10 protein-coding genes and 1 pseudogene are annotated in these 13,129 nt (G+C 45.6%); 7 read left to right on the top strand and 4 right to left on the bottom strand.

The window, feature by feature from the left end; translation table 11 throughout:
• Nucleotides 1–85: 85 nt before the first annotated feature.
• The 3 genes from QUA33_RS25890 to QUA33_RS25880 all read right to left on the bottom strand — a co-directional run bounded on the left by QUA33_RS25890 (nucleotide 86) and on the right by QUA33_RS25880 (nucleotide 3,442).
• A complete protein-coding gene (locus QUA33_RS25890; protein WP_333152377.1) occupies nucleotides 86–976 on the bottom strand; it encodes a methylenetetrahydrofolate reductase in 891 nt (296 codons plus the stop codon).
• Nucleotides 977–1,107: 131 nt separating this feature from the next.
• A complete protein-coding gene (gene trpS, locus QUA33_RS25885) occupies nucleotides 1,108–2,118 on the bottom strand; it encodes a tryptophan--tRNA ligase (RefSeq protein ID WP_333067839.1) in 1,011 nt (336 codons plus the stop codon).
• A 208-nt stretch (nucleotides 2,119–2,326) separates the two neighbouring features.
• A complete protein-coding gene (locus QUA33_RS25880) occupies nucleotides 2,327–3,442 on the bottom strand; it encodes an HlyD family efflux transporter periplasmic adaptor subunit (RefSeq protein WP_333152375.1) in 1,116 nt (371 codons plus the stop codon).
• Between the two features lie 355 nt (nucleotides 3,443–3,797).
• Here QUA33_RS25880 and QUA33_RS25875 point away from each other — a divergent pair, with 355 nt between their 5' ends.
• Together QUA33_RS25875 and QUA33_RS25870 are read left to right on the top strand one after the other, a co-directional pair.
• Entirely contained in the window at nucleotides 3,798–4,025 is a 228-nt protein-coding gene (locus QUA33_RS25875) for a secretion protein HlyD (protein WP_333152372.1), read from the top strand.
• A gap of 489 nt (nucleotides 4,026–4,514) precedes the next feature.
• Complete coding sequence (locus tag QUA33_RS25870) at nucleotides 4,515–6,725, top strand: peptidase domain-containing ABC transporter (protein ID WP_333152370.1); 2,211 nt, start codon at nucleotides 4,515–4,517, stop codon at nucleotides 6,723–6,725.
• A 254-nt stretch (nucleotides 6,726–6,979) separates the two neighbouring features.
• Here QUA33_RS25870 and QUA33_RS25865 read toward each other — a convergent pair whose 3' ends face one another.
• Nucleotides 6,980–7,372 (bottom strand): Fur family transcriptional regulator, encoded by a 393-nt coding sequence (locus QUA33_RS25865; RefSeq protein WP_333152368.1) that lies wholly within the window; start codon nucleotides 7,370–7,372, stop codon nucleotides 6,980–6,982.
• 142 nt (nucleotides 7,373–7,514) lie between these two features.
• On the opposite strand from QUA33_RS25865, the gene purS reads away from it, so the two are divergent.
• The 5 genes and pseudogenes from purS to QUA33_RS25840 all read left to right on the top strand — a co-directional run.
• Complete coding sequence (gene purS, locus QUA33_RS25860; protein WP_333042010.1) at nucleotides 7,515–7,799, top strand: phosphoribosylformylglycinamidine synthase subunit PurS; 285 nt, start codon at nucleotides 7,515–7,517, stop codon at nucleotides 7,797–7,799.
• Between the two features lie 281 nt (nucleotides 7,800–8,080).
• Entirely contained in the window at nucleotides 8,081–8,782 is a 702-nt protein-coding gene (purQ, locus tag QUA33_RS25855; RefSeq protein ID WP_333152366.1) for a phosphoribosylformylglycinamidine synthase subunit PurQ, read from the top strand.
• A 327-nt stretch (nucleotides 8,783–9,109) separates the two neighbouring features.
• On the top strand, nucleotides 9,110–9,913 hold the full coding sequence (locus QUA33_RS25850; RefSeq protein ID WP_333152365.1) for a DUF4058 family protein: 804 nt from the start codon (nucleotides 9,110–9,112) through the stop codon (nucleotides 9,911–9,913).
• A 138-nt stretch (nucleotides 9,914–10,051) separates the two neighbouring features.
• Nucleotides 10,052–12,097, top strand: a complete 2,046-nt coding sequence (locus tag QUA33_RS25845; RefSeq protein ID WP_333152363.1) for an ATP-binding protein — start codon at nucleotides 10,052–10,054, stop codon at nucleotides 12,095–12,097.
• A pseudogene (locus tag QUA33_RS25840) lies at nucleotides 12,090–13,129 on the top strand (hypothetical protein); the annotation flags it as partial. The gene QUA33_RS25845 and the pseudogene QUA33_RS25840, both read left to right, overlap by 8 nt.

The following is a 13,129-nucleotide window of genomic DNA, read 5'->3' as shown; positions in this document are numbered from 1 at the left end:
GGGATTTTAAAGTCCCAAAAGCCTTTCGATCCTAATTATTTGACTGCTACCCCTTGACAGGTCAAGACAGTATCTACGGTTAATCTTAGCTCAGTGGCTCGATTCCTGCCAAATCCAAAATTTGAGGAATTAAATCTTCTCGTTTGACGGCCATCATGTGAACTCCTTGACAAATCTGCCGCGCTAGCTTGACTTGTTCTGCCGCAATTTTTATGCCTTCCTGCAAAGGTTCTGGAGCTTTTGCTAAACGATCGATCGTCTCTTGTGGGATGTGAACTCCCGGCACGTATTTTTTAATAAATTCAGCATTTTTAGCTGATTTAAATAGAAAAATTCCTGCTAAAATGGGTTTGTTGCAGCCAGCAGCAATATTGTGCATAAACTTATCTAAAAGTTCAAAGTCGGTAATTAATTGACTTTGAAAAAATTGCGCTCCTGCTTCTAATTTTTTCTCAAATCGACTTTGCAAACCAGACAAACTGGGGCATTGGGGATCGACGGCAGCACCGACAAATAAATCGGTAAATCCGTCTGTTAAAGGTTTGTCATTCCAGTCTTTGCCCCCATTCATTTTTTGGATGACTTGTAACAGCCGAACTGATTCAAAATCGAATACACTTTTTGCTTTAGGATGGTCGCCGGCTTTAACGGGATCGCCTGTAAGTGCTAATACATTGCGAATGCCTAAAGCGTGGGCTCCCATGAGATCCGCTTGCAGGCCAATTTGATTGCGATCGCGACAAGCAACTTGACAAATTGGCTCAATTCCGTGCTGCACTAAAATCGCCGAAACTGCTAGCGGACACATTCGCAAAACTGCGCGACTCCCGTCGGTGATATTAATGGCGTGTACTCTATTTTTTAGGCGTTCAGCCATTTGAATTGTGTGAGTCATGTCGCCGCCTTTTGGTGGGGCAACTTCGGCGGTAATTATAAATTCTCCGGGGGTGGTGCAGGCTGTGCGAAAACGGTTCATGATTATTTGTCTGTTATTGGTTATTGGTTATTTGTTATTTGAGAGTTGACAGTTGTTAGTTGACAGTTGAGAGTTGGCAGTTGGCAGTTGTCATTTTTCAACAGTAACCAATAACAACTCACAACTAACAACTAAACAGGTAAAGAATAACCGAAAGCTGTCTTCACCTTAGTTAGAGTTTGATTAGCAATAGCTTCTGCTTGTTCTCTTCCGCGACGTAGTACAGACTCTAAATATCCCGGATCGTCCATTATTTCCTTGTATTTATCCTGAATTGGTTTAAGGGCATTAATTGTCGTCTCTGTCAGCAAGGGTTTAAAATCTCCCCAACCCATGTTTTCACACTCCGTTGCTACTTCTTCCTTAGATTTGCCGGAAAGCAGGAGATAAAGTGTCAGCAAATTTCTCGCTTCGGGGCGATCGGGGTCGTCAAAAGTCAAACCCCGCACGGCATCTGTTTTGCAGCGCTTGATTTTTTTGGCGATCGTATCTGGCGAATCCAATAAATTAATTCGACTTTGTTCGGAAGGGTCAGATTTCGACATCTTGCGCGTGCCATCTGTCAAACTCATCACCCTCGCACCGTCAGTCCGAATTAACGGTTCGGGAAGTTTCAATACTGGCTTTTCGGGTGTGCCGAATTGGTGATTCAATCTGATGACAATATCGCGGGTGAGTTCCAAATGCTGTTTTTGGTCTTCTCCCACTGGCACTTTGTCTGCATCGTAAAGCAAAATATCTGCTGCCATTAACACGGGATAATTTAGCAAACCTGCGTTGACATTTTCACCTTGTTTAACTGCTTTTTCTTTAAACTGAATCATATCTTCGAGCCAGTTAATCGGCGTAATGCAGTTTAGCAGCCATGCTAGTTCTGTGTGAGCCGAGACGTGGGATTGCACGAAAATAGTAGAATATTCTAAATCGATGCCGCAAGCTAAATAGAGTGCGGCGATCGTGTAAGTGTCGGAGGCTAGAGTTGCTGGATTGTGCGGTGCGGTAATTGCGTGCAAATCGACTACGCAGAAGTAATTTTCGTACTGACTTTGACCTTCTACCCAGTTGCGAATTGCACCGAGATAATTACCGAGGTGAAGATTGCCTGTTGGCTGAACTCCTGAAAGAACGCGCTGTTTGCCCATGAGGAAAGAATAGAATTGAAGTCACATTTCTATATTGACACGTTATTTCAATTTCAGAGCCTCTAATTTTCTGGCGGTTGACTTTTGACTGTTGACTGCTGACTGCTGACTGTTGACTGTTGACTGTTGACTGCTGACTGTTGACTGTTGACTGACAACTAACAAGTGACAACTAACAACTGACAACTAACAACTGACAACTGACTAATTACCAATCTGTCAGCAACCTTGCTTTCCGCAAAACAAATGTCAGAACAGTTTCTTCGCCGGTAATAATATCGGCTCTGCCTTCCATTCCGGATTGAATCGAATACTGGCGGGGGACATTAGCCGGGGAGTTTCCGAAAAATTGACCGTTGGCGGATTTGAGTTTTGTTAAATAAGTTTGTTCAGGCTTAATTGCCACTTCGTAATAAGCTGTACCTAAATTATTAGTGGGATTTTGAGTGGCGATCGCATCTGGGGCGATTTCGCTGACAGTTCCTTTTAATGTGCCGTAATCGGGAAAAGGCAAAGCCGAAATCCTGATCTGTACGGGTTGGCCGATTTGGATGCGGGCGATGTCTTGGGATGTCACCTTGGCTTTGACTACCAGGGGTACGTCGCTGGGGACGATTTGGGCGATCGCGCTGCCGGCTTGTACGGTTTGACCGGTATTTTGTACTTCCAATCTGAGAATTGTACCATCAGCGGGCGCGCGGATCACGCTATTTTCGAGTTTTAAGTCAATTTGATTTAGTTCTTTTTTAGCTTGAACCAATTGTTGTTGAATGGACGATCGCTTGACTAGCAAAACCCGCCGACTTCGGCCCAGTCTTTCGGCGACATCTGGCAGCGAGGTGGCGAATTTTACTAGAGCGGATTCGATTAATTCCTGTTGGGCGGAACTTTCACTTTGGATGGTTTTAAATTGGGCGCTGGCCAAAATTTGATTTTCTAAGTCGCGCAGTTGCTGGTTGATTTGCTGTGCTGCTGTTTGAGACTGATTAATTATTTCTTGTAACTGCTTTTTTTGAGCGTCCAAACGCGAAGCGTCTACAACTGCGATCGCATCTCCTTCTTTTACTGTCTGATTCTCGCTGACAGCAATGCTTTCGACGGTTCCTTCGGTTGCTGCTTGCACGACGCGCACTTCTCCCGCCGGACGGACGATCGCATCTGCTTTGACTGTAGCGCTGTATTTGGTGACGCTCGCAAGGGCGATCGCACCCCCAAACGTCGCCACCATCAAAATTCCCCCCAAAGTCGTCCAGCGGCTGACAGGGGGCAAAAACTGGTCGTTATCAAAGGTTTCAGCGGGTGTGGCTTCGGGAATAGGAGACATGGCGGCAATGGGGGTAATGAGGAGTTAAAAATTAAAAAATAAACATGGCGACAAATAAGGAGAGCGCATATTTATTTTTTCACATTTATTTTTAGCTTTCCGGATAGCGCGGATCGGTTTAGATGTTTCAATCAAAATTCGCAGGGTAAAGCTAAAAATCCGCACGAATTCCTTGGATGAGTCGCAAAACTTGGCTAGCAGATCGAGACAGATCAAAAAAAACCGGGTTCTATTGTGATTGCACGTAAGTATTGAATATGTCACCTAGCCTTTGGCCTTCGCTAAATCTCTCTGAGGGAGATGAAAAAGTCGGGGCTGCAAATTTTTAATTAATTAAATTCCCAAGGAGTTCGTCATGCTTGAAAATCTACAAAATTCGCTATTCACCGAACTAACGGAGGCAGAATCTGCTACTGTCAGCGGTGCCAGTATTGCCGCAGGTGTCAGCGGTACCAGCAGCAACAGCGATGCCAGCAATAGCACGGGTAATGGCGTCAATATGCTATTTTTTGTACCGCAGCCCGGTCAACTTTATATGTACGATCCGATTCGCCAGCGTCCGTACAAAACCCTAGTAGTTTAGAAAAGCGAGTCAGGTTGTGCGATCGAGTAAATTTGGAAAATTCATCCGTAATATTCCGGAGAACGATCGGCATTGGAGAAATATAGATTAGTAGTTAAACGATACTAGAAAAATTCAATAGTTTCTAGTTTGTATTCACTCAATTTCATCAACCAAACGGAGTCTATCATGCAAGAAACTACAGACACCTCACTGTTTACCGAAGTCACCCCTGAAGAATCTGCCAGCGTCAACGGTGGCTACTATTATTCGACGAGATACAACGACAACTGTTACCGTGGTGCGACACGTCACATTGTGTACCGCCGGAATTGTGATGGTACTTTCAGAGCAGTAGCTCGCTACTGGTAAAGTTCAGTTGTGTAAAATTCCATCGATCTATTGATGTGAATTAATAAAGCACCCATAAACTTATGGGTGCTTTGTTCTGATTGGGTACTCGGTGAGGGGTAATGTTCATTAGGCTCTACTCATTATTCATTTGGCCAAATGTTAAAGAACATTCCTTTTATCCGAGAAATGCCTTTCTCCGGACGAGTAAATAGGTTGATGAAATATCAGGTTGTGCTCCAGCAGAGCGAAGAAGATTGTGGCGCGGCTTGTCTGGCTTCGATCGCCAAATTTTACGGACAGAATTTTACAATTAGCCGCTTGCGAGAATTTGTGGGCACCGGTCAACAAGGGACGACTTTACTGGGCTTGAAACAAGGCGCTGAGGCGATCGGCTTTAATGCTCGATCGGTGCGAGCGGCCGCTGCAATTTTAGACAAGCTCGATGATGCCCCTCTACCGATGATTATTCACTGGAGCGGCTATCACTGGGTTGTTTTGTACGGCAAACAGGGCAACCAATATGCGATCGGCGATCCGGCTGTCGGTATGCGCTATGTTTCTAAAGCAGAATTAGCAGCAGCTTGGACAGATTGGCTGTGCTTGCTAGTAGAACCCGATGCTGAGCGGTTTTTTGCAGCAGCAGAGGGTCAACCGCCCGCTAATTCCTTACAAAAATGGATGCGCCGGATTGGGATTTACCGCCCGATTTTAATGGAAGCATTTTTGCTGAATGCAGTCTTGGGTTTGCTGTCGATTTCTTCGCCTTTTCTAGTTCAACTGCTCACGGACGACATTCTGGTGCGGGGCGACAGACAACTCCTGGCGAGTGTGGCGATCGCAGTTATAGTTATGAACCTTTTTAGCAGCAGTTTAGGATTGATACAGTCGAACTTAATTGCTCAGTTTTCTCAGCGTTTAGAGTTGGGATTGGTGATGGAATTCGCTCGCAAATTTCTGCGATTGCCTTTGAGTTTTTACGAAGCAAGACGCAGTGGCGAAATTGTCAGTAGATTACAAGATATCCAAGAAATCAATAAATTAGTTTCTCAAGTCGCTATCAGCTTGCCCAGTCAATTTTTTATCGCTGTAGTTTCTTTTATCTTTATGTTGTTTTACAGCAAGGAACTGACGTTAGCAGCTACAGCTCTAGCTCTTTTAATGACTGCCTCTACAGTGGTCTTTCTGCCCGTATTGCAGCAAAAAACGCGCAGTTTATTTGTGCTGGAAGCAGAAACTCAAGGCGTTTTAGTAGAAACTTTTAAAGGCGCGCTGACTGTCAAAACTACTACCAGCGGTCAGCAACTTTGGGAAGAATTTCAAACCCGCTTCGGTCGCTTAGCAAAGCTAACTTTTCGCACTACACAAATTGGCATTCTCAACAATATATTTTCTGGTTTTGTTGGCTCTGCTGGCAGCATTACTCTGCTGTGGCTTGGTAGCGGTTTGGTGATTGACAAGGTATTGAGTATAGGTCAGTTGCTAGCGTTTATTAGCATGAATCAAAACGTTACTACTTGGGTGAATTCGCTAGTAGGATTTACTGACGAGATGACTCGCGTGCAGACAGCTACTCAACGGCTGTCGGAAGTTATAGATGCTGAACCGGAAACTAAAGACGATACGAATAAACCTTTTGTAACTATTCAGAACCACGACGGTGTTGTTTGCAAGAGTGTTAGTTTTCACTACCCCGGCAGACTTGACTTGCTGGAAAATTTTTCCGTTACGTTTCCCGGCGGTCAAGCAATTGCTTTAATCGGCAATTCCGGGTGCGGAAAAAGTACGCTGGCTAAAGTAATTGCTGGTCTGTACCCGCTGCAATCTGGTAATATTAGAATTGGCGGTTACAACTTGCAGGATTTGTCTCTCGACAGTCTCAGACAGCAGGTAGTATTGGTTCCTCAAGAAGCGCATTTTTGGAGCCGTTCGATTCTCGAAAATTTTCGTTTGGGCAGTCCAGATATCAGCTTTGAACAGATTGTTAAAGTTTGCAAAATTGCGGGGGCGGATGAATTTATCAGCCAATTGCCGGATAAATATCAAACTGTTTTAGGGGAGTTTGGAGCAAATATTTCTGGCGGACAAAGACAAAGATTGGCGATCGCCCGCGCTATTCTCAACAACCCGCCTGTATTGATTTTAGACGAATCTACCGCAGGGCTTGACCCCGCAAGCGAAGCGGAAGTTTTAGAACAATTGTTGATGTATCGCCACGGGAAAACGACGATTTTTATCAGTCACAGACCGCGAGTGATCGATCGCGCCGATTGGATTATCATGTTAGAGCGCGGTCGGTTGAAACTGCAAGGCTCGGCTGCAAAATTGCGATCGATTCCCGGAGATCATTTAGAATTTTTGCATCCTTGAGCGAGTTAATAAAACGACAGGTTGAAATCTGTCGCTACACAAACAACACCGGGAGCATCTCACTTTTGCACCCCACTCCAACCCTCCCCGAACCCGCGGGGAGAAATTAAGAAATTCACAAATGATCCGAGGATTGCTATATCGTTGACTGTTGCATCGGAATTATCAAATCGAGTCAACAGTCAACAGTCAACAGTCAACAATCATTTCGCTCGTGCAACCGGAATTGAGATCACTCATGACTAATAACTTCTCTAAGATTCTTGAGCTAAAGTACATCGATCGCACAATCCGAAAAACTCCAAAGTGTGATAATAAATTTTGAAAGAATGAGATTGTTGTAGTTGGCTTTCTAAGTGGTGGACGGGACATTCGTCGATCGTAATGGAGGTGCCGCATTCCAGACAAGTTAGGTGGTGTTGGTCTTGGTGGGCGGCACCGTAGAGAGACTCGCCACTAGCGAGAGTTCTGACGTGAACGAACCCCTCTCGCTTTAAACCGTCGAGGGAGCGGTAAACGGTTGCTAAGCCCATGCTTTGGTCGCTGTTACGCAGTTCTAAGTAGATATCTTGCGCTGAGAGCGATCGATTCAAGTGCTTGAGCAAATGTAAAATACGCTCCTGACTGCGGGTGCGGTTGGTTCTCATAATTTTTTGTGTAATCTGCTAGAGTCAAATCAGTCCCTATTTCTAGGCTATCTTACTTGGGCGAACCAAATGGCGATCGGCGCGCAGCTCGGTTGTAGAATACAATGGGGCTAACTTTCACATCACCTACCGCAACATTCCCGTGACTCAGAAATATCTTGCCCAAATCTATGTTACCCTCCGCCCTTCTGTTTTAGATCCCGCCGGCACTGCCGTACAGTCTGGTTTGCAACACATGGGATACGACAATGTTGAGCGTGTGCGAATCGGGAAGTACGTTGAATTGACGCTGACTGCTGCTGGTGAGTCGGAGGCCCGCGAACAACTCGATCGCGTTTGCGACCAACTTTTGGCCAATCCAGTGATTGAAAATTATCGCTTTGATTTGACTGAAATTCCTGTTGCTGTGGAGACAGCGGCCGCATAAATGCGATCGCCCCTAGGGTATTTTTAAACCCGGAGATCCCCCCTAACCCCCCTTAATAAGGGGGGGACAAGAGTGTTCAAAGTCTCTGTTAACAATACAAGAACTAGAACGACTCAAATTCCCCCTTCTTAAGGGGGATTTAGGGGGATCTAGACTTTGATACAAGCGAGAGAAACATAAGATTTTAGTCTTAAGTTGACACCTCTTCCTTCTTCCTGACATCCGTTACATCCGTTACATAATCCGTTGCCGAACTTCCTTCTTCCCTCTTCCTTCAGCTTATGAAATTTGGAGTTATTGTTTTTCCGGGTTCAAATTGCGATCGCGATGTGGTGTGGGTGACTCAAGGGTTACTCCACCAACCGACGCGGATGATTTGGCACGAAGATACCGATATTTCGGATATTGATGTCATTGTAATTCCCGGTGGTTTCAGTTACGGAGATTATTTGCGGTGCGGCGCGATCGCCCGTTTTTCTCCGGCGATGCGGGCTACTGCGGAACACGCGAAACAGGGCAAACTTGTACTGGGTATTTGCAACGGTTTTCAGGTGTTGACTGAAGCTGGTTTGTTGCCCGGTGCTCTGGTGCGGAATGCGGGGTTGAATTTTATTTGCGATCGGGCTTCTTTGAAAGTCGAACGCGGTAATACTCGTTGGACTGCGGCTTATACTACGGGTGAAATCATCGATTTGCCGATCGCCCACGGTGAAGGCAACTATTATGCCGATGCCGATACTTTAGCAGAGTTAGAAGACCACGAACAAGTGCTGTTTCGCTACTGCACAGAGGCGGGCAAAATTAGCGATGCTGGCAATCCGAACGGTTCGTTAAATAATATTGCCGGTATTTGCAATCGGGCGGGCAATGTATTAGGAATGATGCCACATCCTGAGAGGGCTTCCGATCCGATGTTGGGCGAAACTGATGGGGTGAAATTGTTTCAAGGATTGCTGATGGCAACTGTGGCTGCTGTTTTGTAGTTGATATTTGGGGTGTCTATAATTTTATGAACAGGCAAGATGCCTGTTCCACAACAGATTAAATTTATTGTGGGCCGGGCCGGAAAGCCCGCTCTTTGCAACAGGCAAGATGCCTGTTCCACAACAGATTAAATTCATCTACAAATAGACATCTCCAATAATTACTGTGGAACAGGCATCCTGCCTGTTCTTGACAAGCTTTAACTGGTTCCCATGCTCCAGCCTGGGAACCTATATCCAGAGGCTCTGCCTCGCTTTAAAGCGACGCACCTACCAAATTAAAAATGCTAAAATGATTTGAGAGTCAATACATCGGAGAACAGTCCTATGCCTTCACCCTTTCCTGGAATGGACCCCTACTTAGAACACCCCGATTTCTGGCAGGAAACTCACAATCGATTGATTATCGCGATCGCGGATACCATCATGCCTCAAATTCGCCCTAAATATGAGGTGGCAATTGACAAACGCATCTATGAAATTACCGATCCAAATGACAGTAACAGCGACTCCCTTTTAGTAGGTATCCCCGATGTCGCGATTAAGCGTCCATCTAATAACCCGAATATTCCTACAGGTTCAGTTGCCACTGTAAGTATAACACTTCCGACTACCGTTAAAGTGCCTGCTCCTGAAAAAATTAAACAGACTTACCTGGAAGTGCGAGAAATGGCAACGAAACAAGTTGTTACCGCAATTGAAATTCTTTCTCCTGTCAACAAACGTAGTGGAGAAGGAAGAATTACTTATCTCAAAAAACGCCAGAGTATTTTAGGTAGCTTAACCAATTTAGTCGAAATCGATTTACTACGAAAATGGGAATCTATGCCCATTCTTAATAATTCTATTCAAAGCGATTATCGGATTTTAGTCAGTTCCAGCGAGCGCCGCCCGTTTGCCGAACTTTATGCTTTTAATCTTCGCGATTCTTTACCTATATTTCCGCTTCCCTTGCGCGAGGAAGATGTAGAACCTATTGTTAATTTACCAGAAATATTTGCAGGTATTTACGATCGCGCTGGCTATGATTATCGGATCGATTACGATCGAGAACCCGTACCGTCTCTATCAGAAGAAGATCGGGCTTGGGCTACCCAAATTTTGCAAGAAAAAGAACTTCGAGATAATTAATTATATTTTACTTTATATCCTAGGGTTAGTCGCGATCGACAATCTCTAAATCAACTTGAAAATTTCGCAGTGAGGGACTAAACGGCAGCCGGCCAGATATAATTACTACTAACTATTTAAAAGAGGAATGTTTATTTTATGCCGCTAATGGACTTAGCTAATTTTAAAACTAGGGTAATTGGATGCAGTGCGGTGATGGCTATTGGACAAGTTATTTCAAATGCGATCGCCAATCCGGCAACTCAAGCAGCAGCGGGTATGATCGGCGGGCCGATCGCAGTTGGGGGAGTTTCGATTTTGGCGGCGATTGCTAGTGGTATAGCGGGGAATATCGCGGCTAATGACCTCGGAAATCGGATGACGGAACGGTTGAGCAGAAATCCGAGGATTCTCGATAATCACGATTTGATTAAGGCGGCGGGTGAGGCGATCGGCTATATTTTGAGAGAGGTTGCGAAGTCCGATCGCCTAATTGCGATCGCCGAAACCAAAAAATTGCCTTATCCAGAAACAGCACTCAGTCAATTAGCCGAGAAAACTCCTGAATACTGGCTGGATATTAACACGAATACAGCCGACTTGTCAAGGGGCTTAAATATTTCCGAAGACCAGTTAACCAAGATTTTTTCTGCGGATGCCGAGGAGTTTGATCGAGTAACCGGATTGACAACGGCAGATTGGGCAAGTTTCGTCAACGAATTCGCGGCCAGCGAGGGGAAATCCTTCGATGCGGAAATTGTGGAATTTGTGGCGGACAAGCTGTACGCAACTTTCCCGAAAGCGTACCGCGAAGTGCTGAAACTCGATGCGGCGAAGGGAGGAGAAAAGTTTGCGGCGATGCTGTTGAATCTGCACCAAATTGCTTTGGCACAACTCAAAGAGTTGGGGCTGCGAAATGGGGAAATTCTGCAAAAGTTGGAGGCAGTGGCGACTGGGCAGCAGATTTGTCAAGTGATGGTGAAATTGGAAGCCATAGAAATTGGCATCCGCGACGATTTGGCGCAACTTAAAACATCACTGGAACGATTTATCGATACTTCCGCGCCCAGATTGCCGCCTCCCTACGAGTGCGAAACGATTATTGCAGACCGGACTCAAGACTTTACCGGCCGCCAATTTGTGTTTGCAGCAATTGCCGATTTTTTGCAGAACAATCGCAAAGGCTATTTTGTTTTAGAAGCAGATCCTGGTGTCGGGAAAAGTTCAATTATGGCCAAGTTAGTGCTGCTGCTGAAGCGGCGCTGCGTTGCCCATTTTAACTCGCAATCTCAAGGCATTGTCCGCACCGAACAATTTCTGGAAAATGCCTGCACTCAGTTAATTCAAGGCTATCAACTAAATTATCCGCAACTTCCGGAAAATGCGACCAGAGATGGCAACTTTCTGAGTCGGTTGTTGGGGGAAGTCAGCGCTAAATTGGGCGGCAAAAAGTTGATTGTGGTGGTGGATGCCCTGGATGAAGTGGATTCGTGTTTGCAGGGGCGCGGCAGCAATGTCCTGTATTTGCCAGATGCTTTGCCGGATAATGTTTATTTTATTGTCTCGAAGCGACCGGAATCTCTGCCTTTGCCAAATCATCAGGTTTTTGATTTGATGCAGTACAGTGCAGAAAGTTTGGCGGATGTCAAGCTTTATATTGACAAACGCACCAGCAACAGCGCGTCAATTCAGAGTTGGATTAACCGTCAAAATTTGCAGCGAGAACAGTTTGTGGCGGCGGTGGCTGAAAAAAGCCAGAATAACTTTATGTACCTGCGCTATGTGCTGAATGATATCGATAGCGGCAAGTACAGCGATGTGAATTTGCAAGATTTGCCGAGGGAGTTGGAAGGATATTATGACAAGCATTGGGCGCGGATGGAAATGGCGGTTAGAGATAAAGAATTGCGCCGCCGGAAGTTGAAGGTGATTTATTTGTTGACCAAAACTCGCAAGCCGGTTTCCTGCGATATTTTGGCGGATTTTGCTGAGGAAGATGCTTTGGATGTGCAGGAAGTTCTGGATGATTGGGAACAGTTTCTGCGCCGTAGCAGCGACACTCCCCCAGATTACAGTATCTATCACGCGAGTTTCCAAAGATTTCTACATCGAAAAGATGTTGTGCAGAAAGCTGGGGTGTCGCTGCGGGATATTGAAACGGCGATTTCTGATAATTTGTGGGAGGATTTGTACGGCGATGAGTAAGTTTAAAGAACGGTTGGGGAAAATGTCGCCGAAAAAGCGGCTTTATGCTTTGGAAACTCTGCCGGGGCATTTGGCGGAGAGCGTTCAAGGGGAAAAATTGCATCAGTTGTTAACGGATTTCGATTTTATTGAGGCGAAGTTGGATGCGTTGGGGGTACAAGCCTTAATTGAGGATTATGATTTGGCGAATAATTCTGATGTTTTGTTGTCGGAGGTGCAAGCGGAAACGCTGAAATTGATTCAAGGGGCAATTCGGAAGTCGGCGCACGTTTTGGAGAGGGATAAAACGCAACTGCCAGGGCAATTGTTGGGGAGGTTACTACCTCATGAAGTGACTATAGTTGTAGATAAATCTAAGTATTTTTGGGAGGATTTACCGTTGATTGGTAGGTTTACCCCCCGTAAACCTGTCAAAAAAGTGACGGAAAAAATCTCGTCACCTGATGACATTCAAGCCATTTTGGAACAAGCAAAGCAGTGGAAAGATAGTCCTTGGCTGCGGCCTTTGAAAGCTAATTTAGAACGGGCAAATGAAGGGGCATTGCGAACCCTCATCGGTCATAGTGACTGGGTATATGCAGTAGCGATCGCACCAGACGGAAAAACAGCGATTTCCGCTTCATGGGATAACACCCTGAAAATCTGGGACACCGAGACAGACTTGGAACTCAAAACTCTCACCGGTCATAGTGCATCGGTAACGGCAGTAGCGATCGCACCAGACGGAAAAACAGCGATTTCCGCTTCAAGGGATAATACCCTGAAAATTTGGGACACCCAGACAGGCTCGGAACTCAAAACTCTCATCGGTCATAGTGACTGGGTAAGTGCAGTGGCGATCGCACCAGACGGCAAAACAGCGATTTCCGCTTCAGAGGATGAAACCCTGAAAATCTGGGACACCCAGACAGGCCGGGAAGTGAAAACTCTCACGGGTCATAGTAACTCGGTATGGGCAGTGGCGATCGCACCAGACGGCAAAACAGCGATTTCCGCTTCAGAGGATGAAACCCTGAAAATCTGGGACACCCA

Origin of the sequence: Microcoleus sp. Pol14D4 (genome assembly GCF_036701245.1) — a bacterium.
Classification (GTDB): domain Bacteria; phylum Cyanobacteriota; class Cyanobacteriia; order Cyanobacteriales; family Microcoleaceae; genus Microcoleus.
The sequence above is the reverse complement of the archived record's forward strand: the minus strand, read 5'-3'. Positions and strand labels throughout refer to the sequence as shown.